22 protein-coding genes are annotated in these 22,658 nt (G+C 61.5%); 13 read left to right on the top strand and 9 right to left on the bottom strand.

Features of this window, described 5'->3' with window-relative positions; translation table 11 throughout:
- The first annotated feature begins 66 nt into the window (after positions 1-66).
- The 6 genes from C0V73_RS12230 (at position 67) to C0V73_RS12205 (ending at position 6,639) form a co-directional block, all read left to right on the top strand.
- The gene (locus tag C0V73_RS12230) at positions 67-900 is read left to right on the top strand and encodes an RNA methyltransferase (RefSeq protein WP_102020238.1); all 834 of its coding nucleotides are present in this window, start codon (positions 67-69) and stop codon (positions 898-900) included.
- Positions 878-1,723, top strand: coding sequence for a glutamate racemase (gene murI / locus C0V73_RS12225; protein ID WP_102020379.1), 846 nt, complete (start codon positions 878-880; stop codon positions 1,721-1,723). The genes C0V73_RS12230 and murI overlap by 23 nt, the downstream gene beginning before the upstream one ends.
- Positions 1,724-1,807: 84 nt before the next feature.
- Positions 1,808-3,097: a hemolysin family protein gene (locus tag C0V73_RS12220; RefSeq protein ID WP_102020237.1), complete on the top strand. Its 1,290-nt coding sequence runs from the start codon at positions 1,808-1,810 to the stop codon at positions 3,095-3,097.
- A 394-nt stretch (positions 3,098-3,491) separates the two neighbouring features.
- Entirely contained in the window at positions 3,492-3,728 is a 237-nt protein-coding gene (locus C0V73_RS12215; protein WP_102020236.1) for a DUF1127 domain-containing protein, read from the top strand.
- 154 nt (positions 3,729-3,882) lie between these two features.
- On the top strand, positions 3,883-5,019 hold the full coding sequence (locus tag C0V73_RS12210; RefSeq protein WP_102020235.1) for an MFS transporter: 1,137 nt from the start codon (positions 3,883-3,885) through the stop codon (positions 5,017-5,019).
- 99 nt (positions 5,020-5,118) lie between these two features.
- On the top strand, positions 5,119-6,639 hold the full coding sequence (locus C0V73_RS12205; RefSeq protein WP_172450142.1) for an ATP-binding protein: 1,521 nt from the start codon (positions 5,119-5,121) through the stop codon (positions 6,637-6,639).
- 29 nt (positions 6,640-6,668) lie between these two features.
- On the opposite strand, the gene pepT is transcribed toward C0V73_RS12205, so the two are convergent.
- The 3 genes from pepT to C0V73_RS12190 form a co-directional block, all read right to left on the bottom strand.
- On the bottom strand, positions 6,669-7,904 hold the full coding sequence (gene pepT / locus C0V73_RS12200) for a peptidase T (RefSeq protein ID WP_102020233.1): 1,236 nt from the start codon (positions 7,902-7,904) through the stop codon (positions 6,669-6,671).
- Positions 7,905-7,933: 29 nt separating this feature from the next.
- The gene (locus C0V73_RS12195) at positions 7,934-8,764 is read right to left on the bottom strand and encodes a D-alanyl-D-alanine carboxypeptidase family protein (protein WP_102020232.1); all 831 of its coding nucleotides are present in this window, start codon (positions 8,762-8,764) and stop codon (positions 7,934-7,936) included.
- 166 nt (positions 8,765-8,930) lie between these two features.
- Entirely contained in the window at positions 8,931-9,974 is a 1,044-nt protein-coding gene (locus C0V73_RS12190; protein WP_102020231.1) for an endonuclease/exonuclease/phosphatase family protein, read from the bottom strand.
- A 361-nt stretch (positions 9,975-10,335) separates the two neighbouring features.
- Between C0V73_RS12190 and rpsD the strand changes: the two genes are divergently transcribed.
- The 5 genes from rpsD (at position 10,336) to C0V73_RS12165 (ending at position 14,898) form a co-directional block, all read left to right on the top strand.
- Positions 10,336-10,953 carry a 30S ribosomal protein S4 gene (gene rpsD, locus C0V73_RS12185; protein ID WP_102020230.1) on the top strand — a complete coding sequence of 206 codons (618 nt, stop codon included), beginning with the start codon at positions 10,336-10,338 and terminating at the stop codon, positions 10,951-10,953.
- A gap of 113 nt (positions 10,954-11,066) precedes the next feature.
- Positions 11,067-11,993 carry a glutaminase gene (locus tag C0V73_RS12180; RefSeq protein ID WP_102020229.1) on the top strand — a complete coding sequence of 309 codons (927 nt, stop codon included), beginning with the start codon at positions 11,067-11,069 and terminating at the stop codon, positions 11,991-11,993.
- A gap of 58 nt (positions 11,994-12,051) precedes the next feature.
- Positions 12,052-12,939, top strand: coding sequence for a tRNA 2-thiocytidine(32) synthetase TtcA (gene ttcA, locus C0V73_RS12175; RefSeq protein ID WP_102020228.1), 888 nt, complete (start codon positions 12,052-12,054; stop codon positions 12,937-12,939).
- Between the two features lie 175 nt (positions 12,940-13,114).
- Positions 13,115-14,320, top strand: a complete 1,206-nt coding sequence (locus C0V73_RS12170) for a lipase (RefSeq protein ID WP_102020227.1) — start codon at positions 13,115-13,117, stop codon at positions 14,318-14,320.
- Positions 14,317-14,898 carry a protein-S-isoprenylcysteine O-methyltransferase gene (locus C0V73_RS12165; protein ID WP_102020226.1) on the top strand — a complete coding sequence of 194 codons (582 nt, stop codon included), beginning with the start codon at positions 14,317-14,319 and terminating at the stop codon, positions 14,896-14,898. Before C0V73_RS12170 ends, C0V73_RS12165 begins: the two co-directional genes overlap by 4 nt.
- A gap of 6 nt (positions 14,899-14,904) precedes the next feature.
- On the opposite strand, the gene C0V73_RS12160 is transcribed toward C0V73_RS12165, so the two are convergent.
- Entirely contained in the window at positions 14,905-15,522 is a 618-nt protein-coding gene (locus C0V73_RS12160) for a thioesterase domain-containing protein (RefSeq protein WP_172450141.1), read from the bottom strand.
- A gap of 277 nt (positions 15,523-15,799) precedes the next feature.
- Between C0V73_RS12160 and C0V73_RS12155 the strand changes: the two genes are divergently transcribed.
- Positions 15,800-16,627, top strand: coding sequence for an inositol monophosphatase family protein (locus tag C0V73_RS12155; protein WP_102020224.1), 828 nt, complete (start codon positions 15,800-15,802; stop codon positions 16,625-16,627).
- A gap of 58 nt (positions 16,628-16,685) precedes the next feature.
- Here the strand turns inward: C0V73_RS12155 and C0V73_RS12150 are convergent, their stop codons facing one another.
- The 3 genes from C0V73_RS12150 to C0V73_RS12140 all read right to left on the bottom strand — a co-directional run bounded on the left by C0V73_RS12150 (position 16,686) and on the right by C0V73_RS12140 (position 18,693).
- The gene (locus tag C0V73_RS12150) at positions 16,686-17,891 is read right to left on the bottom strand and encodes a multidrug effflux MFS transporter (RefSeq protein WP_102020223.1); all 1,206 of its coding nucleotides are present in this window, start codon (positions 17,889-17,891) and stop codon (positions 16,686-16,688) included.
- A 132-nt stretch (positions 17,892-18,023) separates the two neighbouring features.
- Positions 18,024-18,356 carry a Grx4 family monothiol glutaredoxin gene (gene grxD, locus C0V73_RS12145; protein ID WP_102020222.1) on the bottom strand — a complete coding sequence of 111 codons (333 nt, stop codon included), beginning with the start codon at positions 18,354-18,356 and terminating at the stop codon, positions 18,024-18,026.
- 106 nt (positions 18,357-18,462) lie between these two features.
- On the bottom strand, positions 18,463-18,693 hold the full coding sequence (locus C0V73_RS12140) for a hypothetical protein (protein ID WP_102020221.1): 231 nt from the start codon (positions 18,691-18,693) through the stop codon (positions 18,463-18,465).
- Positions 18,694-18,815: 122 nt separating this feature from the next.
- Here C0V73_RS12140 and C0V73_RS12135 point away from each other — a divergent pair, with 122 nt between their 5' ends.
- A complete protein-coding gene (locus C0V73_RS12135) occupies positions 18,816-19,970 on the top strand; it encodes a hypothetical protein (protein ID WP_102020220.1) in 1,155 nt (384 codons plus the stop codon).
- Between the two features lie 58 nt (positions 19,971-20,028).
- On the opposite strand, the gene C0V73_RS12130 is transcribed toward C0V73_RS12135, so the two are convergent.
- Both C0V73_RS12130 and purL read right to left on the bottom strand, forming a co-directional pair.
- A complete protein-coding gene (locus C0V73_RS12130; RefSeq protein ID WP_054149753.1) occupies positions 20,029-20,262 on the bottom strand; it encodes a BolA family transcriptional regulator in 234 nt (77 codons plus the stop codon).
- A gap of 114 nt (positions 20,263-20,376) precedes the next feature.
- A complete protein-coding gene (gene purL / locus C0V73_RS12125) occupies positions 20,377-22,599 on the bottom strand; it encodes a phosphoribosylformylglycinamidine synthase subunit PurL (protein WP_102020219.1) in 2,223 nt (740 codons plus the stop codon).
- Positions 22,600-22,658 lie beyond the last annotated feature (59 nt).

Here is a 22,658-nt window from a genome sequence, read left to right as displayed (position 1 = left end):
CGCAACCCCTTTGCGGCCTGACGATTTTATGCCAATGGGTGGCCCACACTCATACAAGGGCAGATCATGGCAGGGACGAACAGCGAGCGCATCATGCTGGCCGAAGGGCCGGCAATCATTCTGGTTGAGCCGCAACTCGGCGAAAACATCGGCATGGTGGCGCGCGCCATGGCCAATTTCGGCCTGGCTGAGCTGCGTCTCGTCAATCCGCGTGACGGTTGGCCGTCCGAAAAGGCGCGCTCTGCTGCTGCCAAGGCTGATCACGTGATCGACGGCACGGTGGTCTTCGATACGCTCGAAGAGGCCATCGCCGATCTCAACTTCGTCTATGCGACGACAGCCCGCTTCCGGGATGGCTTCAAGCCCGTGCGCTCGCCGGTAACCGCCGCCGAGACACTTCGCCAGAAGTTTCGCTCGGGCGAGAAGACGGGGATCCTATTCGGACGCGAGAAATCGGGCCTCTCCACCGAAGACGTGGCGCTGGCCGATGAAATCGTCACCTTCCCGGTCAATCCGGCCTTCGCCTCGCTCAACATCGCCCAGGCCGTGCTTCTCATGTCCTATGAATGGATGAAGTCCGACATCGAGGATCTGCATTCCGTGCCGTTCGATGCGCCGGAGCAGCCACAGGCGACGAAGGAAGAGGTGATCGGCATGTTCGAGCATCTGGAACAGGCGCTTGAGGTCCGGGGTTATTTCCATCCCGCCAGCAAAAAGCCGAGAATGATCGACAATCTGCGTGCTGTGTTCACAAGGCGGGCCTTCACGACACCCGAGATCCATGTGGTGCGCGGCGTGATCAACTCGCTCGACCGATTTTCGCGGCCAGGCCAGATCAATGCGTCGGTAAAGGCTGTGGTGGCGGAAGATGGATCTGATGACGAAGGTTCCGGCAAGTAACAGCGACACGGACGGCTTGAAGCCGATCCTGGTTTTCGATTCGGGCATCGGCGGCCTCACCGTCCTGCGCGAGGCGCGCCTCTTGATGCCGGAGCGCGGCTTTATCTATGTGGCCGATGATGCCGGTTTTCCCTATGGCGGTTGGGAAGAGGAGCCCTTGAAGGCGCGGATCGTCCGCCTGTTCGAGGATCTGTTCGCGCGGTACAATCCCGAGGCAGTCATCGTCGCCTGCAATACCGCCTTCACGCTTGCGGGTGCGGATCTTCGCCAGCACTTTCCGGAGATGCGCTTCATCGGCACGGTGCCAGCCATTAAGCCGGCGGCAGAGCGCACGCGCTCCGGGCTCGTCTCTGTGCTGGCGACGCCTGGGACCGTGAAGCGTGCCTATACGCGCGATCTCATCCAGTCCTTTGCCTCGCAATGCCATGTCCGCCTCGTCGGCTCGGAGAACCTGGCCCGCATGGCCGAGGCCTATATCCGGGGTGAGACGCTTGATGATCAGGCCGTGCTTGCCGAGATCGCCCCCTGTTTCGTCGACAAGGACGGGGTTCGCACCGATATCGTCGTGCTCGCCTGCACGCATTACCCGTTCCTCGCCAATGTCTTTCGCCGGCTCGCGCCCTGGCCGGTTGACTGGCTCGACCCTGCGGAAGCGATTGCACGACAGGCGCGTCGGCTGGTGCCGCTCGTCGAGGGTGCAGAACATCCGGAGGATTTCGACTTTGCGGTGTTCACCTCCGGCAGCCAGGATTTCTCCACGCGCCGGCTGATGCAGGGCATGGGCCTGTCCGTGAAACCCGTCTCTACGCCCTTTTTCGGCTAACGACCTTTTTGGTCGCGGGCCGTCGTGCTACCTATGCGGGGCTGCCGGACGTTCAGCCGGTGTAGAGGAGCCTTGTCCCCTTAGTTGTTTACCGAAATTGCGATTGTTCTTTTCCTGACCGTGCTCAACGGCGTACTCGCCATGTCCGAGCTTGCAGTCGTCTCTGCCCGACCGGCGCGCCTGAAGGTGCTTGCTGAGCAGGGCAGCCGAGGAGCAGAAACTGCGCTCAGACTGGCCGGAGATCCCGGTCGCTTCCTGTCCACCGTCCAGATCGGCATCACCCTCGTCGGCGTCCTCTCCGGTGCCTTCTCGGGCGCCACGCTCGGTGCCCGTCTGTCGGGCTGGCTGCAGGCCCAGGGCCTGTCGGTCGGTCTCGCGGACCCGATCGGGGTCGGCACCGTCGTCGTTCTCATCACCTATCTCTCGCTGATTGTTGGCGAACTCGTGCCCAAGCAGGTGGCGCTCCGCGATGCCGAAGGTGTTGCCGTCCGCGTCGCGATCCCAATGTCGGTCCTGTCCAAGGTCGCCGCACCCCTGGTTTTCCTGCTCAACGGATCCGGAAAACTCGTCCTGTCCCTGCTCGGACAGAGCGGCGAAGGCGGCGGCAAGGTCACGGATGAGGAAATCCGCACCGTCCTTGCCGAGGCCCATAGCGCAGGCGTCATCGAGACCAGCGAATCGGCCATGCTCTCGGGCGTGATGCGCCTTGCCGACCGTCAGGCACGCGGCCTGATGACACCGCGCCGCGATGTGCAGATGCTCGACCTTGACGACACGCTCGACGAGATCCGGGAGAAGCTGAGGGACATTCCCCACTCGCGTATCCCTGTCCGCATTGGCGATTCGGACGAGATCGCCGGCGTCCTGCCGACCAAGAAGCTCTACGAGCGTCTGGCGGAAGGCGGCCCGTTCAGCCTCTCCGAACTGGTGAGCGACGTCCCCGTCGTCTCCGACCTCGCCAAGGCGACCGATATCATCGCCTCGCTCCGCCGCACCTCGCTGCACATGGTTCTGGTCTACGACGAATACGGCCATTTCGAAGGGATCGTCACCAGCGGCGATATCCTGGAAGCCATTACCGGCGCCTTCAGTCAGGACGAAACCGAAGAACAGGCCATGGTGCAGCGCGCTGACGGATCCTATCTCGTCGCCGGCTGGACACCCGTCGACGAATTCATCGATGTGATCCGCGTGCCGATCGATCCGGATCCGGACTACACCACCATTGCCGGTTTCGTGCTGGACGAGTTGAAGCGTATCCCGGAACTTGGCGAGACCTTCACCAAGGGCGACTGGCATTTCGAGGTCATCGACCTCGACGGCCGGCGCATCGACAAACTGCTGGTCTCACCGGTGAGACCCAACGACGCCTGAGGCGATCAGCGCGCCTGCGACAATTTGTTGCATATCGGCAACGGTCTTCGGCAAGATTTGCAATCTCGAATTGCGATCTTGCCGGAGGCTTTTTTGCGTGGCATGTTCCCATCATCCGCAACACGAACAACAGGAGGCGACAGATGTTTCATTTTATCATGCGTATGCGCCTCTCTGGCGGATTGGTGTCATCGACGTGCGTGGGAGTTTCCACCACCGTTCGATCCACCCGATGACTGTCTGAACAGTCATATTTCCTGCCTTTTCCGGCGTTTTTCCACCATCCTGACGTGACTTGCTGTCTGCGCGTTTGAACGCGTCCGTCCGCTCGGCCCACGTCGCTTTTCATCACCGAAAGGACCTGGGCGCAGCTGCGTTCCGGGACGGACAAGTCATGCACGAAAATCAATCTTTAGTTGAAATGCCGCTCGCAAAGCGGATGGACGAACTGCTCGAACGCTTTGGTTCATGGCGGCTCTTGGCTGCCCTGGTCGGAGCGAGCTTTCGGAGGAGACAAATCCGCAATCTCGCGACCCATCTGTCACCGCAGATGCGGCGGGATATCGGACTTCCAGAGGAAGACGATCTGGTTTTGCCACGGCGCCCGTCGCTTTGGGATATCCGACCCTGATCAGGAGCGGCCTGGGCATCCTTAGTTGCCCGGGCCGCATCTTTTTTTGTCGGCGAGCAGACCACTCTGGGCACTGGTCTTCTATGCGAATCGGCAAGCCTCGCCGAATGTCTCGTGCTCCGCCGTTTCTTCCCTGCAGCATCCCGGTATTCCCATGCCCCCCAAGCTCGCCATCATGACCGCCTTTTTCCTGCAGCCGATCGCCTTTGGCAGCTGGTTGCCGCAGATCCCCGGCGTGCAGGAGCGACTGGCGCTTGGGCCGGCCGAGCTCGCGATCGCGCTTCTCGGTCTACCCACCGGCATCCTGCTGATGTTGCCGTTTGCCGGGCAGTTGGTCGGGAGGATCGGCAGCCGCAACACGCTGCTCTATGGCTTTCCGGTTTTCCTGGCGCTCGTGCCCTTGCCGGTAGCAGCGCCCGACATCGTCTCGCTCTTCCTGCTGCTGGTCTTGCTCGGGATGGGTCTCTCGACCATCGAGCTCGGTCTCAATGTCGAGGCTGACATTATCGAGAAGCGCGGGAGCGCGTCGATCATGAACCGTTGCCACGGCTTCTGGAGCCTCGGCATCATGACGGGCAGTCTGATTGGTGCTGGCTTTTTGGCACTTCACACATCGCCCGCGTTAGCCATCGGATTGCTGTCGCTGCTCCTGGTGCCAGTTGCTTTTGTCGTCTGCCGCGCCTTGCCGCTGCATGAGATGCCAGCCGCCGAAACACAGCCACGATCATCCTGGCGGCTGCCGAGCCCTGGTATCCTCGGCATCAGCCTTTTCGTCTTCGGCATCACGATGACGGAAGGGGCCGTTGCCGATTGGTCGGCCGTCTATCTCAAGGATGTCTTTTCAACGTCAGGCATGGCGACCGGCATGGGTTATGTCGTCTTCGCGATGATGGTCTCGGTCGGGCGTTTTCTTGGCGATGCAGCCAAGGAACGCTTCGGGCCTGTTGTCCTGGCGCGGATCTGCCTGTCTTTCTCTCTGGCAGGCATGCTGCTTGTCGTCGTCGCACCCGTGACGGCCATCGTTTATCTGGGGCTCGGCTGCGTCGGTCTCGGCGTGTCGGTCGGCTTCCCACTCGCTGTCACGGCCTCTGCCGATCTCGGGGATCGTCCGGCGGCAGAAAATGTGGCGATCCTGAGCTTCATTGCGCTGTTCGGCTTTCTGGTCGGGCCACCAATGATAGGTTTTGTCGCAGAACTGTCAGGCCTGCGCAGCGGGCTTGCCATGCTTCTGCCTCCGCTGCTACTCAGCATGCTGCTAGCCGGGCTCCTGCGTCGCGGTCACTCCGCGTGAAAACCTTACTTCCCTGTGGGTTTCGCGGATGTAGGCCACACGGGGATGCCCAAGTCTGTTAGGGACTACGGTTCAACACACGAATTGAGGATACCGCCATTGAAGGTCGGAATCGATATGGGAACGGTGCAGGGCGGTCAGCCTGCCAAGCTCGATATCGAGGAGCTTCTCGCGACCCGTCTGCTCGTGCAGGGCAATTCCGGCTCGGGCAAGTCGCATCTGCTGCGCCGTCTCCTCGAGCAGTCTGCCCAGTGGGTGCAGCAGGTCATCATCGATCCTGAAGGCGACTTCGTTACGCTCTCCGACAAGTATGGCCATGTCGTTGTCGACGGTAAGCGCACCGAGGCGGAGCTTGCCGGCATCGCCGACCGTATCCGCCGTCACCGCGTTTCCTGCGTGCTGACGCTCGAAGGTCTTGACGTCGAGCAGCAGATGCGCGCCGCCGGTGCCTTCCTGAACGGTCTCTTCGATGCGGACCGCGAATTCTGGTATCCGGTGCTTGTGGTCGTCGACGAAGCGCAGATGTTTGCGCCTGCCGTCGGCGGTGATGTCTCGGAAGATGCCCGCAAGATGTCGCTGGGTGCCATGACCAACCTGATGTGTCGTGGCCGTAAGCGCGGACTTGCCGGTGTCATCGCCACGCAGCGCCTCGCCAAGCTCGCCAAGAACGTCGCGGCAGAAGCCTCCAACTTTCTGATGGGCCGAACCTTCCTCGATATCGACATGGCGCGTGCAGCCGACCTGCTCGGCATGGACCGCCGCCAGGCGGAGATGTTCCGCGACCTGCAGCGCGGCAATTTCGTAGCGCTGGGTCCAGCCATGTCGCGCCGGCCGCTGCCAATCGTCATCGGTGCCGTGGAAACCTCGGCGCGCTCATCCTCGCCCATGCTGATGCCGCTGCCGGATGCGCCCCAGGATGTCGAGGACCTGATCTTCACGCCGGACCCGGAAGAATTCACCCGGCCGATCGTGCGCCGTGCGCCGCCAGCACCGCGTCCGACCACGGATATCCTCGCCGAACTGTCGCGTTCAACGCCGGCGTCTATGGCCCCTGCGCCGAGCGAATCGCCAATGCGCGGCGCTGAAATGTCCGCCGAAGAGCGCGAAGACCGTCTCTCGGCTGTGCTCTCCGAAATCCTTGGCGACCCCCAGGCGGCCTATCGGACAGACAGCGTGCTCTACCAGGAATTCCTGGTGCGCGCCCGCATGCGCCGCGTTTCCGGCCCGCCGATGCCGATGAGCGAGTTCCGCCGCCGCGTGGCGATTACGCGGGCCGGGGTCGATGAAGTGACGGCCGCAAGCGAGGGATGGCAGACGGCGCTATCGCTCTCTGTTCGCGTCTCCGACGATTTGCAGGGTGTGTTCCTGCTGCTCGCCAAGGCAGCACTACGCAACGAGGAATGCCCGTCCGACCAGCGCATCGCGCGCGCCTATGGCACGCATTCGGCCCGTCGCGCGCGTCGTCTACTCGGTTATTTCGAGGAGCAGGGTCTGGTCGTTGTTCATACCGACTTTGCCGGCAAGCGCATCGTTGCATTCCCGGATCTGGAGGCCGAAACGCAACCCGGCGACCCGAACCTTATGGATGCCGACGATCAGGCAGCGTCCGCGGCCGAATAGGGTTCAGACCTTAATGTTTGCGGGACGGCTCAGGCTGCCCGTTCTTCCCAGACCTTCGCCAGTGCGACGATCGTCTCGACTGCCTTTTCCATATCCTGAAAGCTCACCCATTCGAGCGGCGAGTGATAGGCATGGCCGCCGGTGTAGATGTTGGGGCAGGGCAGGCCCATGAAGGAGAGGCGCGAGCCGTCTGTGCCGCCGCGGATGCTGTGGCGTACCGGTTCGAGACCGACGCGGCGGACGGCTTCGTCGAGGTTGTCCATGATCTCCGGGTGGCGATCGAGGACCTCCTTCATGTTGCGATACTGGTGCTTCACCGTGAAACTATGCGTCGAGCCGGGATAGGTGGCCATCACTTCATGGGTGATCTGCTGCAGCCGATCTTCTTTTTCCGTCAGGCCGGCTTCTGTGAAGTCGCGGATGATGAGCTGAAGCTTGGCCGCTTCCATGCTGCCCGAGATGTCGACGGGGTGGATGAAGCCCTGGCGGCCCTCCGTGGTCTCCGGTGCGATGTCACGGGGCAGGCGGGCGACGATGTCGCTCGCGGCCTTGATCGCATTCTCCATCTTGCCCTTGGCATAGCCCGGATGCATGGCGACGCCCGTGATCTCGATGGTCACGCCGTCTGCCGAGAATGTCTCGTTCTCGATCTCGCCGACCGTCGAGCCGTCGAGGGTGTAGGCGAAGCGGGCGCCGAGCTTCTGCAGATCCACCTTGTCGGCGCCCCGGCCGATTTCTTCGTCGGTCGTGAAGAGGATCTTGATGGTGCCATGCGGAATGTGCGGGTTCGCCATGAGATGGGCGGCCGCCGTCATGATCTCGGCGACGCCCGCCTTGTCGTCGGCGCCGAGCAGGGTGGTGCCGTCGGTCGTGACGATGTCGTTGCCGATCTGGTTGTTCAGCTGCGGATGGGAGGCGACGCGGATCACCTGGCTCGTGTCGCCTACAAGCGTGATGTCGCCACCCTGGTAGTTGCGCACCAGCTGCGGTTTGACATTGGTTCCGGTGAAGTCGGGGGCCGTATCCATGTGGCTGCAGAAGCAGATGACGGGTACGTCCTTGGCTGTGTTGGCCGGGATCGTCGCATAGACATTGCCATGCTCATCCAGATGCGCGTCGGTCAGGCCGAGCGCCAGGAGTTCCGAGACCAGAACACGTCCGAGATCCTTCTGCTTTTCCGTCGACGGCTGCGCGTTGGAGGCCGGATCAGACTGCGTGTCGATGACGACATAGCGGAGAAAGCGGTCGAGAACGGTCTCGGTCATGGGCTGGGCCTTTCCTGGTATTCCTGCGATCACTGGCTGACTTTGGTGCCCAGATGGCGGTCAAAGAGCGTGATCATTTCCTGCGTGCGGGCATTGGCGCTCTCGGCACCCAGTACCACGCCGATCAGGCGGCGGTTGCCGTTGCTGGCCGAGGTGACGATGTTGTAGCCCGACGCATTGGTGAAGCCGGTCTTGATGCCTTCGGCGCCGGGATACTGCACCAGAAACGCATTGTGGCCGCGAAACTTCATGCTGCGGAAGGTCATGCCGCGCGAGGCGAAGAGTTTGTATTCTTCCGGAAAGTCGCGCAGCAGCGCAAGGCCGAGTCTTGCCATGTCGGTGGCCGTCGTCACCTGACGCGGGTCGGGCAGGCCCGTTGGATTGGTGAAGACGGTGTTCGTCATGCCCAGTTCGCGGGCTTTCGCCGTCATCATCTGACCGAAGGCTTCTTCGGAACCTGCAAGGGTTTCAGCGACCGCCGTTGCCGCGTCGTTGGTGGATAGAACGACCATGCCCATGACCGCTTCCTGTACGCTGATCGTATTGCCGGCGCCGACTGCGAATTTGTAGGGCTCCTTGTCATTGGCATTCTTCGAGATGACCAGTCGCTGGTCCCAGTCGAAGCGGCCGGAATGCAGCGCCTCAAAGGTGAGGTAGAGCGTCATCATCTTGGTCAGCGATGCCGGATAGAGAACCTTGTCGGCGTTTTCCGCTTCCAGGATCGCGCCGGTTCCCGCATCGACGAGGATATGGGCGTGTCCGGGTTTCTGGGTCTCTGCAGCTGCCGGCGTGACGGCTGCCAGGAGGCTGAGAAGCAGGGCGGCGAATGACGCCAAGCGGAATGGGGATCGACCAATCATGAAGTAATCTGGACCTGTGCGACGGGATGGGGCGTGTCTTGGATAGACCACTTGCCCCCGTGTGTCAGGGGGTAAGTCTCAGAAGAACCGGATTTGGCACGACTAAAAGGGGGCGGCGATGCCCGGTGAGCATCGATGGGTCGGGCGCTTGCGTTGAAGTGGCTGTTCACTGCCCCGGCTTTAGGTCGGCCGTTTCCTTCAGATAGGCTTCGGAAAAGTCTGTCCGCAGCTCGATCCAGACCGGCAAGTGGTCCGAGATCTCGTGCGTGCGCCAGGTGGAGAAGGCCTTCTCTGTCTGCGGATAGGTCCCCGCAGGCAGGGCGGCAATAGCAGGATCGGCAGCCATGGCCGCATAGCTTGCCGCCTCGGACGTTGTGTAGACTGCCTCTTGCCAGGGTATGATGTCGCCCCGGAGTAGGTTTTCGCTGTCCAGGGGGCCGGTAAAGGCGATCTGGTCGTAGGCTTTCTTTCCATCGAGCGAGGACGGTGGCAGTGGCGACACGCTGAACCCGTTGTCGAGCAGCGCTTGCCCGCCCGGGTCCTTGAGATCCACGATATTCATGTCGCCGAGCATGATGTGGACTTCGTCTGTGGCCTTCGCACGCTTGGTGAGTTCAGCCGCGATGACGCGGATCTCGTCCTCTCGCAGCGGGCGGTTCTCCTTTTCCTCGAACACGATATGGGTCGAACAAAGGGTAAAGCGGAACCACCCGGCCTGAAAGGCTGCGAAGAAGGGTGTGCGACCAATCTGCTCGTCGCCGGGCAGGGCGCCCTTGGGGAAGACCATTTCCCCAATCAGATTGCGGAAGAAGACGCGATTGCGATTGTAGGCAAAGGCCATGCGCTCGTAATTGCCGCGGCCTGAACCGGAGCTGTCATTGATGAAATAGGTCCAGTTTGGCCCGAGTAGCCGCATGAGGCGCTCCATCGAGGCAATGTCCTTGACCTCCTGGATGGCGCAGATGTCGAAATGGTCGATGATTTCGGCAATATAGTGCATGCTTTCGTTGAGGCGCAGCCGACCGCCGTCAAAGTGACGGATGTTCCACGAGCCGATGATCAGCGAATTGGGCCGGCGCGCCGTGGTGATCCTGCTGTTCAGCAGCGCACGCAGCCGAAGAATACGCTCGGCGATCCAGCCGGCATCGCCCGGTCGAGCCCGCCCGCGGGGATAGATTCGTTCGTCGCGCAATGTCTTGTAAAATGCCATGATGCCCCTCCATCGTGCTAAAAAGCCGCTGTAGTCCCACCTTGCCTCGGTGAGTAAAGCGCGAATTGGGTTGGGTATCAATGGTTGTGTCTCAGTCGGCGCCATCGACCATGCTGTGTGATGGAACCTGGCCTGTCATCAAAACGTCGCCTTGCGCTTGACTTGTCGGTCTCTTGCCACTAATGACCCCACCAACGCCGGGCCGAAATGCCCGGTGTTTGTTTTGACATGTCCCGTGGTTTTCTCCGTTCGCTGACGTGAGAAGCCTGTCAGAACCTCTCAGAAGGAGGTTCAGAGGAGGGCGTGTTTCCTTAAGCGGTTTGGCAACAAACCGCTCTAACCTGTTGAAAAGGAAATACGGATGAGCAAGCGCGCATCTTCCAAGTATAAAATTGACCGCCGTATGGGCGAGAACATCTGGGGTCGTCCTAAGTCCCCGGTAAACCGCCGCGAATACGGCCCGGGCCAGCACGGCCAGCGCCGCAAGGGCAAGCTTTCCGACTTCGGCGTGCAGCTGCGCGCCAAGCAGAAGCTCAAGGGCTACTACGGCGACATCCGCGAGAAGCAGTTCCGCGCCACCTACGACGAAGCAAACCGCCGCAAGGGTGATACCGGTGAAAACCTGATCGGCCTGCTCGAGTCGCGTCTGGACGCCATCGTCTACCGCGCCAAGTTCGTACCGACGGTCTTCGCTGCCCGCCAGTTCGTCAACCATGGCCACGTCACGGTTAACGGCGTTCGCGTCAACATCGGTTCGTACCGCTGCAAGGCCGGCGACGTCATCGAAGTTCGCCAGAAGTCGAAGCAGATGGTCACCGTTCTGGAATCCGTATCGCTCGCCGAGCGTGACGTTCCTGACTACATCGAAGTCGACCACAACAAGATGGTTGCCACCTTCGTTCGCGTTCCTGGCCTGTCGGATGTTCCGTACCCGGTCATCATGGAACCGAACCTGGTTGTCGAATTCTACTCGCGCTAATTGCTCGCGAGACGGATTTGTGGAAAGCCGCCCTTCGGGGCGGCTTTTTCTGTTTGCAGTGCAGCGCTGCCTGGGGAAGATGGCGCGGCACAAACGCGGTTGAAGGAAACGAGATGGATCTGCAGTTGATCGCCGACGAGATCGTCACCGCGCTCGAGCCGCGCCTGGGGGAGGGCAAGGTCGCCGACTACATTCCCGAGCTCGCCCGGGTGGAGCCGAAGCAGTTCGGCATCGCGATCACTACCGTCGACGGCCAGACCTTCAAGGCGGGCCATGCCGACACGGCTTTCTCGATCCAGAGTATCTCCAAGGTCTTCATGCTGACGCTGGCGCTGGGCAAGGCGGGCGAATCGATCTGGAAGCGCGTCGGCCGCGAACCGTCCGGCTCCTCCTTCAATTCCATCGTTCAGCTCGAGCACGAGCATGGCATTCCGCGCAATCCCTTCATCAATGCCGGCGCAATCGTGGTCACCGACATGGTCCTGGCCGGGCACAAGCCGCGCGAGGCGATCGGCGAGTATCTGCGCTTCATGCGCTATCTTGCCGATGACGAGACATTGTCGATCGACGAGAAGGTTGCCCAGTCGGAGCAGCGCACGGGTTACCGCAATTTCGCGCTGGCAAACTTCATGCGCGGCTTCGGCAATCTCGATCACCCGGTCGAACATACGCTCGGTGTTTACTTCCACCAGTGCGCGCTGGCGCTGTCTTGCGTGCAGCTGTCCCATGCGGGCCTGTTCCTCGCCAACAGGGGCACCAATCCGCTGACCGGCTTCTCGGTCGTCTCTCCGAAGCGGGCGCGCCGCATCAATGCCCTGATGCTGATGTGCGGGCATTATGATGGTTCTGGCGATTTCGCCTATCAGGTCGGCCTTCCGGGCAAGTCCGGCGTCGGCGGCGGCATTCTTGCGGTGGCGCCGGGCAAGGCCTCGATTGCGGTCTGGTCGCCCGGCCTCAACAAGGTCGGCAATTCGGCGCTCGGTTCGGCCGCGCTCGAAATGCTGGCCACCCGAACTGGGTGGTCCGTCTTCGGGACTTGATCTTCAGGGCCGCAACAGGCATTGCAAGGCAGAATTGCCGCTGAGGCCGGAGCCGCAGATGAACCTCGTCAACACGATCGATAGCCAGAATGCCGCCGCGCTCGACGGCGAGGACGAGCTCGACCTCTCGACCGTGCATCCTGTCTTTGCGAATGCGCCGCGCTCCGTGTCGTTCAACAAGCTACGCAAGCGGCTCATCCGGCAGGTGCGCCAGGCGCTCACCGATTTCGATATGCTGAAGGGCCAGCAACGCTGGCTGGTCGGCCTCTCCGGCGGCAAGGACAGCTACGGCCTGCTGGCGATCCTGCTCGATCTGCAATGGCGCGGACTGCTACCGGTTGAACTCGTCGCCTGCAATCTCGATCAGGGTCAGCCGAATTTTCCCAAACACGTCTTGCCGGAATATCTCGCCTCGATCGGGGTGAAGCACCGCATCGAATATCGCGACACCTATTCGATCGTGAAGGAAAAGGTGCCGAGCGGCGGTACTTACTGCTCGCTCTGTTCGCGGCTGCGTCGTGGCAATCTCTACCGGATCGCGCGGGAGGAGGGCTGTGACGCCCTGGTGCTCGGCCATCACCGCGAGGACATCCTCGAAACCTTCTTCATGAATTTCTTCCATGGCGGCCGGCTCTCGGCCATGCCGGCAAAACTTCTCAACGACGAGAAGGATCTCTTCGTGATGCGCCCGCTCGCCTATGCCGCGGAAGAGGATATGGCACGCTTCGCCCAGGCCATGCAGTTCCCCATCATCCCTTGCGACCTTTGCGGCTCCCAAGACGGGCTTCAGCGCAATGCGATGAAGGAGATGCTGGCCGGGATCGAATCAAAGATGCCGGGCCGCAAGGATGCGATGCTGAGAGCACTCGCCCACGTCGATCCGTCACATCTGATGGACCCCAAGCTCTTCGATTTTGCCGGGCTGATGGCAACGAAGGCCGGTTAAGCGCTGCACTGCACCCATTGTTGCGGTCTTGCTTGTAAAGACACGGGAAAAATCGACGCAATCCTGTTGTAACGGGTTCCAAGGCTGGACTGCGCATGAGGCATCTTGCACATTGCGCGCGGACAGGGACGGCGAGCAGTGCTTTGCGGCTCCGGTAATGTGTGTGGGAGTAGGAATGTCTGAGGTCGCTCAGCCTTCGGTGTCGAGGCGTGCCGTGTTTCTCGTCGGAGGGTATGAACGCAACGACGCTGCCGGCTTCTTCCGGCGGATCGGTCGCGAGATGGACCGTTTCCGCAAATGCTGGTCCGTCGATGCCACGCTTGGAACGCCTGTCGAGGCGTTCAAAGGGGCTGCGACGACCGCATCCGTCGACTATCACGGCCCGGATGGCACCTGCCGGTCAGACATCACCTTTCTGAGCTTTGATGACATGGTGAAGCATGACGGCGCCAGACCCTTCATGGTCAGGCTCGGCGCCTACCTGCTGGCCTTCTTCGACTATGTCTTCAGCGGCACCATGTTCCGCTTCTTTGCAACGAACTGGCGCTTCGCCCTTTATTTCCTCTATCCCTTCGTGACGCTGGTGTTCTTTGCCTGGCTGGGCACAATCGCCTATCGGCTCACAGGTGCCTTGCCGCTTCCCGGTGGCCCCGTAATTCCGGCACTGGTCGGGGCTTGCGTCGCCTATGTCGTTGGCCGCTTCATCGGTCAGCGCTACTTCGTCTTCCATCTGATGGATCTCTGGTCGTTCAGCCGGGAGCACCTGCATTGCCGTCGTCCGGAAATGGATGCCCGCATAGACGTGTGGGCCTCGCTGATTGGCGAACAAACCTCGGCTGCCGACTATGATGAAGTTCTCCTTGTTGGGCATTCGACCGGCGGCGCGCTGATCCTCGATGTCGCGCACAAGGTTGCGGAACGGCTGGTTGCCGAAGGGCGGCCGGTCAACTTCAAGCTCGTCACGGTTGGCTCGACCTCGCTGAAGGTCGCATTGCATCCGGCGGCCAAGCGCGCGCGGGAGAGGCTTGAGGCTCTGGCCGGCTATCCAGGTATCCGCTGGACCGAGTTCCAGGCGCTGACCGACATCATCAACTTCTACAAATGCGATCCTTATGCGCGTGCTGGCCTCACGCATCAGCGCGGAGATCAGTTCCCACGCCAGTATCAGGTCCGTATCCGCGACATGCTGGAGCGCGACGTCTACAAACGCGTGAAGAAGAACTTCTTCCGGGTTCACTATCAGTTTATCTCGGCCAACAGCCGGCGCTATTTCTATGATTTCTTCATGATCTGCTGTGGCACACGACCGATCGAGGCCGTAAGAGGCGATACTCTGCCGCTCGCGGTGGAGGCAGGCAAAACGGCAGAGGCAGTGTCATGATCCGAACATCCTTCATCATCTGGGCCTTGATGCTCGTGACCTGGTGCGCCATGCGCTATCCGGCCATGCGTCGGGCGCGCCGCCAGAAGACCCGGGTCGACCGCCGCTCAACGCTCGACATCTCCCTGCTTGTCACCTGCACCTTCGGACTGGTCGTCATGCCGATCGTCTGGCGGCTCGGCATCTTCGATGGCTTCGCCGATCGCGCGCAGGGGATCGTCCTCGCGATACTAGGGACGCTCACCGGCATCGCCTTTCTCTGGCTCTTCCGGCGCAGCCACAAGGATCTCGGCAAGAACTGGTCCGTGACGCTCGAAGTTCGTGAAGGCCATCAGCTGGTTACAGGCGGCGTCTATGCCCATGTCCGGCATCCGATGTATGCCTCATTCCTGCTATGGGGCATCACCCAGGCTTTGCTGATCCCGAACTGGATCGCAGGCCTTGCCGGTCTTGTCGCGGTGATGGCCCTCTATGCCGTCCGCCAGTCGCGGGAAGAGGCGATGATGCGGGATACATTCGGTGCCGAATACGACGCCTATTGCGCCCGCACCAAGCGGCTCATCCCCGGCGTTTTCTGAGACCCCTCAGCGCTTGCGCAGCGCCTGCGTGATTTCCTTGATCGCCCGGTCATGGAGCGCCGGGTTCTTGTCGATGTTGAAGTGACCGATGCCTTTGATTGCGGTTTCGCCCTGGCGCAGGTTGATGTTGGCGAGTTCGCCCTTGAAGCCGGGCGCCGGTAGGACTGGCGACCAGAGGTTTTCACCACCGGTATAGAAATTGAGCGTCTTCTTTACGTTGCCGGGGACCGGACCCTTGCCGGTCGGATCGAAGCTCAGGATCAGCGCCACCGGGATCTTCATCGGCTGCAGTGCACTTGCCACCGAGAATGTCATGTCGGCACCCAGCGAATGACCGACGAGCACGATCGGGCGGGCATCCTTCGATTCCCGGTAGCGGTCTGCAATCTTGCGGGCGAAGGCCTGGGCATTGGGCAGGGAGAGAACCTCCGCCTTGATCCCGTATGAAGTGAGCTGTTTCCCGAGCGTGTCCAGCCCCGTCGAGAAGATGTTGGCAAAGCCGCGGAAGAGATAGACCTGACCGGTCGCCAGCTTTGGTTTGCGGGGTTTTGCTGCTTCTGCGGGCAGCACGGAGGCAGCAAGGATCAGCGATGCATGGGAAAGAAGGGCGCGCCTGGAGATCATGTCGGGAGGTGGTCCTGAAAAAGCAGTTGTTTCGAATTCATGCATGATTCAGGCCGGCTGACAACCGGAACGGCCGTGCTTTCGACCTCTACTTCACCATTGTTGATGGGCTAGGGCACTTCAGGCGGAACGGGATCCGCCTTCGATGCCCTGGCTCCCTTCTCACACAATTCCGGACGCAAAACCGCTTCGCACTTTTGCTGGAATTGCTCTAGAACGGGCGCGACCGGACGGTGCGACTGGGTCGCGCCATGCCTCAAGCATCAGGAGACGCCTCATGACTGCCGCCATCGATATCGCCGCCCTTGCCAATCTCCTGCAGGAGGCTGCCGTCGAGGAGATCCTGCCGCGCTTTCGCAATCTTGGCGATGGCGATATCAGGATGAAGACGGAGGCGATCGACCTCGTCACCGAGGCCGATGAGGCTGCCGAGCGTCTGATTCGCAAGGGCATCGAGGACCTGATGCCCGACGCTCTGTTCGTTGGCGAGGAATCGGTAGCGGCGGATCCTGCCCTCCTCGATCGCCTCAAGGATGCGGATCTCGCTGTCGTCGTCGATCCCATCGACGGGACCTTCAACTTCGCCTCCGGCCTTTCCTTGTTCGGCGTCATGCTGGCCGTCGTCTCCAAGGGCGAGACCGTGGCCGGTGTGATCTATGATCCGATCGGCAATGACTGGGCGCTTTGCGAAAAGGGATCCGGTGCCTGGCTCTATCGCACAGATGGCGCCCAGGAGCAGATGTTCATGCGGCCGAGCGGTCCGCTCGAGCAGATGATCGGCATTGCCAATACCGGTTTCTTCGATCTCGAGATGCGCCGCAAGATCCTGTCGAACCTTGCCGAGGTCCGGCTCTTCACCAGCTACCGCTGCGCGGCCCATGAATACCGGCTGCTCGGCCAGGGGCACATGGATTTCGCCATGTACAACAAGCTGATGCCCTGGGATCACCTCGGCGGTGCTCTGATGATGCAAGAGGCCGGCGCCCATGTCGCGCGCTTCGACGGATCACCCTATCTGCCGCATCATACTACGGGTGGGCTTTTGGTTGCCGCCGATGAAGACGCCTGGCAGGAATTGCGGGAGCGGATCTTCACCGTCGACTGACTTACAAAAAAGGCCCGGCTTAGACCGGGCCTTTCCATTTCAGAGGGGTGCGGTTCGTTCAGACCGGTTTGTTCTGCGCCTGGAACAACCGGCCCTTTTCGCCGATCAGGACGAAGACGAGGCCGATGACGCCGACCACGAAGAAGCCAGCCACCATCGGCAAAGCCGTGCCGTTGAAGGCCTGGCCGATCGCGGCCCCGATGATCGAGCCACCGATCGTGCCCATGAAGCCCAGAACCGACGAGGCGGTGCCGGCGACGTGGCCGAGCGGCTCCATGGCCAGCGAGTTGAAGTTCGAGCCGATCCAGCCGAACTGGAACATCGCCAGTGCAAAGAAGCCGATGAACAGGAAGAAGGGCATGGGCTGCGGGCCGAGGATCTGAACGACCAGCCAGATCAGGTTGATGGCGATGAAGCCGAGAAGCGAGCCATGCGAGAGCTTGCGCATGCCGAAACGCCCGACCAGCTTGGCATTGACAAAGGACGAGAGCGCCATGAACAGGGCGACAGCGGCAAAGGCGACCGGGAACCAGACGCCAAGGCCGTAGATACCGACATAGACCTGCTGGGCCGAGTTGATGAAGCCGAAGAGGGCGCCGAAGATGAAGGTGCTGGCGATCGTGTAACAGAGGGCCACACGATTGGTCAGCACGATGCGGAAGCCGTCGAAGATGACCTTCACCGTGAAGGGACGCACGTCTTCCGGCGCCAGTGTCTCGGGCAGGCGGACATACATCCAGACGCCGACGATCACGGCGATCACCGCCATGAAGACGAAGATCCAGTGCCAGTCGCCGAAGAGCATGATGACCTGGCCGGTGCCGGGCGCAACGACCGGGATGACCATGAAGACCATCATGATCAGCGACATGACTTCCGCCATCTGGCGACCGCCGAAGACGTCACGAACGATCGAGACGGTGATGACGCGGGTCGCGGCCGAGCCGATGCCCTGGATGAAGCGCAGCAGCAGCAGCGATTCGAAGGAGGGCACGAAGACCACGGCCAGCGAAGAGACGACATAGATCGCAAGGCCGACGATCATCGGGATGCGCCGGCCGAAACGGTCGGCGATCGGGCCATAGAAGAGCTGAGCGATGCCGAAGCCGATCAGATAGGCAGAGACGACATATTGCCGATGGTTCTCGTTCTCGACGTTGAGTGCGGCGCCGATTTCCTGCAGGCCGGGCAGCATGATGTCGATGGCGAGCGCGTTGAGCGCCATCAGGAACGCCATCAGGGCAATGAACTCGGCACGCCCCATGCCACCTAAGGCCTTGGGAGCGGACTGTAACGAATCTGACATGAATTATGACCTTGAAACGGCATGAAGGCGTTGCTTGGGACAACGCCTTCATCGCCTGGAGATTTTTCAGAGGCCTTGCGGCCGGTAGGGTCAGGCGGCGCCGCGAACGGCGATGCCCTGCTCTTCGAGATGCGTCTTGAGTTCGCCCGCCTGGAACATTTCACGCACGATATCACAGCCGCCGACGAACTCGCCCTTTATGTAGAGCTGCGGAATTGTCGGCCAGTTGGAATAGGTCTTGATGCCTTCACGGATTTCCATGTCGGCCAGCACGTTGACGCCCTTGTAGTCCACGCCGAGGTAGTCGAGAATCTGTACGACCTGGCCCGAGAAGCCACACTGCGGGAACTGCGGGCTGCCCTTCATGAACAGGACTACATCGTTGGTCTTGACTTCGTTGTCGATGAATTCGTGGGCGCTCATGTCATTTGTCCTTTCACATGCCGTTCAAGGCGGCAGCTTTGCTTTGCCGTAGAAATAGCAACACAGCTCGCCTTTTGCCAGTGGCGAGTTTGCGGCTAGGCCTGAATTAACGGGCCCGCTGGCGGCTGCGCTTGGCAGCAGAGCGGCGGCGGCTCACCTGCTTGCGGGCCGGGGCCTTCACGCGCTTGGTCGTCTTGCGCACGAAGCGTCCGGTTGTTGCGGAGCGGGTCTGGCGCTTGCGCCGACGCGTCGTACCACTGCGGGTCGATTTCTTCAGGATTTCCTTGAGGACACCTTCGATGACGTCCTTGACGATGTTTCCGAGCAGATCCGCCATGTTTATCCCTCTTGCACCCACGGTTCTGGATGGTTTTGTTCCATACGCTCTTTAAATCAGCGCAAATCTCGTCTAGCAAGCGCCACCTGCGGCCGCCTGCCGTCGATTGAGTGACCGCTTTCATGATCCACAGCCGCATCGTCCTGCATTTCCCGGGTTTCGAACCCCTCAATGCAGAAGCCCACCGCCAGCGCTATGAGCGCTCCGCCGCTCAGGCTGCCCGGATCTGGCAGGCACGCTTCGATGTGGGTGCGCTGTCCGTCGATGAAACGGGCGCGCACTTTCCGGTCGATGCCGCGGTGGCCGGCTGGGCGACCCGCTCCGATATCCATGTGTTCGACCACAACGACCTGATCACCGCGATGCGCTCCGAGCCGGTCTGGCTGCAGATTGCGAAGGGCTTCAAGGCAGGCTTCGACGTCGTGCGGCAGGGCGGAGCCTTCGGCTATTTTCGCCATGCCTGGCGTTTCGGCCTGTTCTTTCTCTTCCCCTTCCTGTTCCTGGCCGCCGGTCTTGCACTCGGGGTCAATATCGCAGCCATTCCGTCAACACTCGACCTGTCGTCCTGGTGGTTCCTGCTCACTGTGCCTGCCGGCGCCCTCGTCTTTCGCTATGGTGTCCTTCGGTTCTCGGATCGCTATCATGTGCTGCATCTGCTGGCCGATTGGCGGCTCGCCGTTGCCGTTGCCGAGAACCGGTCGGAGGTCGCATCCTTCATCGAGACTGTGGCAGATCAGGCAATTGTTGCGCTCAAGCAGCCGTCGGATGAAATCCTGGTCACATCGCACAGCATGGGGGCCAATTTTGCCCTGTCTGTCGTCGGTCGCCTGCTCGAGAAGGCACCTGAGGTCCTGGAGGGACGGCGGATTGTTTTCGTCACGCTGGGTGGAGCGGCTCTGCAGTGCAGTCTGTTGTCGGGCGCCAACGTCCTTCGCCGTCGTATTGGAAGCGTCGCGCGTAGCCAGGCTATCGACTGGTTCGACATCCAGTGCCTGACCGACCCGATCCATCTCTACAAATGCCATACGGTGGCGCTGTCTGGTCACAAGGATGCGCCACAGCCAAAACTGGTCTTCGTCCGTTTCAAGCACGCGATGTCGCCTGAGCGCTATGAGAAGAACCGCCGCGATTTTCTGCGCATGCACCGGCAATATGTGCTCGGCCCCGACCAGCCGAGCGGCTTCGACTTCACCTTGATGACGGCCGGGCCACTCCCGGCGAACAGCTTCCAAGCGCTGGATTCGACACGCGCTCCGGTCATTCATCCGATGTCATGAAAAAGGCCCGCCGCTGAACGGCAGGCCTTTGGTTTCGTCTCGGCAAGGACAGCCCCGATCAGTCGGGAATGCTGGTCTGCAGTGCGAGCGCATGCAGCACGCCGCCCATATTGCCCTTCAGGGCGTCGTAGACCATCTGGTGCTGCTGGACGCGGCTCTTGCCCCGGAAGGCTTCGGCGACGACCTCTGCGGCATAGTGATCGCCGTCCCCGGCGAGGTCGCGGATGACGACCTTCGCGCCCGGAATGCCGGCCTTGATCATGTCTTCGATGTCGCCTGGTTTCATCGGCATGTAATGGATCCCTCATGCAAATCAGCTATGCGAGAACTATCGTGCATTCACCGAAGCGATTCAATGGGGCAGGCAGCGCCTACCCTATGCTCCACAGGCATGTGATCGAATGCCTCAGGCGAGTTCGCCGTCCATGAGCGCGGGGAACCAGGCTTCATGGGCCGTCTTGAGGTCTTCGACCGAGACAGGCTTGGCATCGCCGAGCACAACGTTCGAACCGCCGGTGCGGCCGATCCACGGGCAGAACACGCCAGCTGCTTCGGCGCGGACCTGGACCTGATCGACATTGCCTTCAGTGACGGTCAGGACATAGCGGCCCTGGTCTTCGCCATAGAAGACGGCGATCGGGTTCGCATCGTTCAAGGCGTTGATATGCGCGCCGATGCCGGAGGCCATGGCCATTTCGGCGACGGCAAGGCCGAGGCCGCCCGACGAGCAGTCGTGAACGGCGGTCGCCAGACCGTCCTGAATCAGGCCGCGGACGAAGTCGCCGACCTTCTTTTCGTGTTCGAGATCCACATGCGGTGCCGGGCCGTCGGTGCGGCCGTGAATGTCGCGCAGGTAGCAGGACTGGCCGAGATGTGTGCCCCAGCCGGACGGTGCGCCGGCGAGCAGGATCGCTTCGCCTTGAGCCGCGAAGCGGATGCGGGCCATCTTCTTCCAATCCGCCATCAGGCCCACGCCTGCAATCGTCGGGGTCGGCAAGATGCCCTGGCCGTTGGTCTCGTTGTAGAGCGAGACATTGCCCGAGACGATCGGGAAGTCGAGCGCCTTGCAGGCCTCGCCGATGCCTTTGATCGCAAAGACGAACTGGCCCATGATTTCAGGACGCTCGGGATTGCCGAAGTTCAGGTTGTCGGTCGCGGCGAGCGGCAGTGCCCCGGTCGCGGTGATGTTGCGCCAGCATTCGGCAACCGCCTGCTTGCCACCTTCGAAGGGATCGGCCTCGACGTAACGCGGGGTAACGTCGGAGGAGAAGGCGAGCGCCTTGGTGGCATGGCCCTCGACGCGGATGACGCCGGCATCGCCGCCCGGAAGCTGCAGCGAATTGCCCTGGATCAGGGTGTCATACTGTTCGTAGACCCAGCGGCGCGACGAGTTGTTGGCAGATCCAACGAGCTTGAGCAGCGCGTCCGCGACGTCGCCGGCCGGAATGTCGTTCTCGGCGAGCGGGGCAGGGGTCTTGGGCTCGATCCAGGGGCGGTCGTATTCCGGGGCCTCGTCGCCGAGTTCCTTGATCGGCAGGTTCGCGACTTCTTCGCCCTGATGGATGACGCGGAAACGCAGGTCGTCAGTCGTGTAGCCGACGATCGCGAAGTCGAGGCCCCACTTGACGAAGATCGCCTTGGCGACCTCTTCCTTGGAGGGCTCGAGCACCATGAGCATGCGCTCCTGGCTTTCCGACAGCATCATCTCATAGGCCGTCATCCGCTCTTCGCGCACCGGCACCTTGTCGAGCTGCAGTTCGATGCCGAGGCCACCCTTGGCGCCCATTTCGACCGCCGAGCAGGTGAGGCCGGCAGCGCCCATGTCCTGGATGGCGATGACGGCGCCGGTCTGCATGAGCTCGAGGCAGGCTTCGAGCAGGCACTTTTCGGTGAAGGGGTCGCCGACCTGGACTGTCGGACGCTTCTCTTCGATCGACTCGTCGAATTCTGCAGACGCCATGGTGGCCCCACCGACGCCGTCGCGGCCGGTCTTGGCACCGAGATAGACCACGGGAAGGCCGACGCCCTTGGCTTCTGACAGGAAGATGCCGTCCGCCTTGGCAAGGCCGGCAGCGAATGCGTTAACGAGGATATTGCCATTGTAGCGGGCGTCGAACTCGACTTCACCGCCGACCGTCGGCACGCCGAAGGAATTGCCGTAACCGCCGACACCGGCAATGACGCCGGCCACAAGATGTTTGGTCTTCGGGTGATCCGGCGCGCCGAAGCGCAGCGCGTTCATGGCGGCGACCGGACGGGCGCCCATGGTGAAGACGTCGCGCAGGATGCCGCCGACGCCGGTTGCGGCGCCCTGATAGGGTTCGATGTAAGAGGGATGGTTGTGGCTCTCCATCTTGAAGACCACGACGTCGCCATCATCGATATCGACGACACCGGCATTTTCGCCCGGTCCCTGGATGACGCGCGGACCCTTGGTCGGCAGCGTCTTCAGCCATTTCTTGGAAGACTTGTAGGAGCAGTGCTCGTTCCACATAGCCGAGAAGATCCCGAGCTCTGTGAAGGTCGGCTCACGTCCGATCAGGTTCAGGATGCGATCGTATTCGTCCGGCTTCAGGCCGTGGCTTGCGATCAATTCTGCGGTGATGGGACGGGAGTTGGAAACGGTCATCTGGCTCTCAGGGCAATGGAGATCGGTGGGAGATCGGTTTCGAGGCAGGCTATAACCCA

It is taken from the genome of Rhizobium sp. TH135 (genome assembly GCF_002855515.1).
GTDB lineage: Bacteria > Pseudomonadota > Alphaproteobacteria > Rhizobiales > Rhizobiaceae > Allorhizobium.
This window is presented reverse-complemented; position numbering and strand designations above follow the sequence as displayed.

Bases quoted from the DNA above. Each gene is read 5' to 3' on its own strand.
- C0V73_RS12230 (WP_102020238.1), top strand. From the start codon at position 67: ATGGCAGGGACGAACAGCGAGCGCATCATGCTGGCCGAAGGGCCGGCA.
- murI (WP_102020379.1), top strand. From the start codon at position 878: ATGACGAAGGTTCCGGCAAGTAACAGCGACACGGACGGCTTGAAGCCG.
- C0V73_RS12215 (WP_102020236.1), top strand. From the start codon at position 3,492: ATGCACGAAAATCAATCTTTAGTTGAAATGCCGCTCGCAAAGCGGATG.
- C0V73_RS12210 (WP_102020235.1), top strand. From the start codon at position 3,883: ATGCCCCCCAAGCTCGCCATCATGACCGCCTTTTTCCTGCAGCCGATC.
- pepT (WP_102020233.1), bottom strand. From the start codon at position 7,904: ATGACCGAGACCGTTCTCGACCGCTTTCTCCGCTATGTCGTCATCGAC.
- C0V73_RS12195 (WP_102020232.1), bottom strand. From the start codon at position 8,764: ATGATTGGTCGATCCCCATTCCGCTTGGCGTCATTCGCCGCCCTGCTT.
- C0V73_RS12190 (WP_102020231.1), bottom strand. From the start codon at position 9,974: ATGGCATTTTACAAGACATTGCGCGACGAACGAATCTATCCCCGCGGG.
- rpsD (WP_102020230.1), top strand. From the start codon at position 10,336: ATGAGCAAGCGCGCATCTTCCAAGTATAAAATTGACCGCCGTATGGGC.
- C0V73_RS12180 (WP_102020229.1), top strand. From the start codon at position 11,067: ATGGATCTGCAGTTGATCGCCGACGAGATCGTCACCGCGCTCGAGCCG.
- ttcA (WP_102020228.1), top strand. From the start codon at position 12,052: ATGAACCTCGTCAACACGATCGATAGCCAGAATGCCGCCGCGCTCGAC.
- C0V73_RS12170 (WP_102020227.1), top strand. From the start codon at position 13,115: ATGTCTGAGGTCGCTCAGCCTTCGGTGTCGAGGCGTGCCGTGTTTCTC.
- C0V73_RS12165 (WP_102020226.1), top strand. From the start codon at position 14,317: ATGATCCGAACATCCTTCATCATCTGGGCCTTGATGCTCGTGACCTGG.
- C0V73_RS12160 (WP_172450141.1), bottom strand. From the start codon at position 15,522: ATGATCTCCAGGCGCGCCCTTCTTTCCCATGCATCGCTGATCCTTGCT.
- C0V73_RS12155 (WP_102020224.1), top strand. From the start codon at position 15,800: ATGACTGCCGCCATCGATATCGCCGCCCTTGCCAATCTCCTGCAGGAG.
- C0V73_RS12150 (WP_102020223.1), bottom strand. From the start codon at position 17,891: ATGGGGCGTGCCGAGTTCATTGCCCTGATGGCGTTCCTGATGGCGCTC.
- grxD (WP_102020222.1), bottom strand. From the start codon at position 18,356: ATGAGCGCCCACGAATTCATCGACAACGAAGTCAAGACCAACGATGTA.
- C0V73_RS12140 (WP_102020221.1), bottom strand. From the start codon at position 18,693: ATGGCGGATCTGCTCGGAAACATCGTCAAGGACGTCATCGAAGGTGTC.
- C0V73_RS12135 (WP_102020220.1), top strand. From the start codon at position 18,816: ATGATCCACAGCCGCATCGTCCTGCATTTCCCGGGTTTCGAACCCCTC.
- C0V73_RS12130 (WP_054149753.1), bottom strand. From the start codon at position 20,262: ATGCCGATGAAACCAGGCGACATCGAAGACATGATCAAGGCCGGCATT.
- purL (WP_102020219.1), bottom strand. From the start codon at position 22,599: ATGACCGTTTCCAACTCCCGTCCCATCACCGCAGAATTGATCGCAAGC.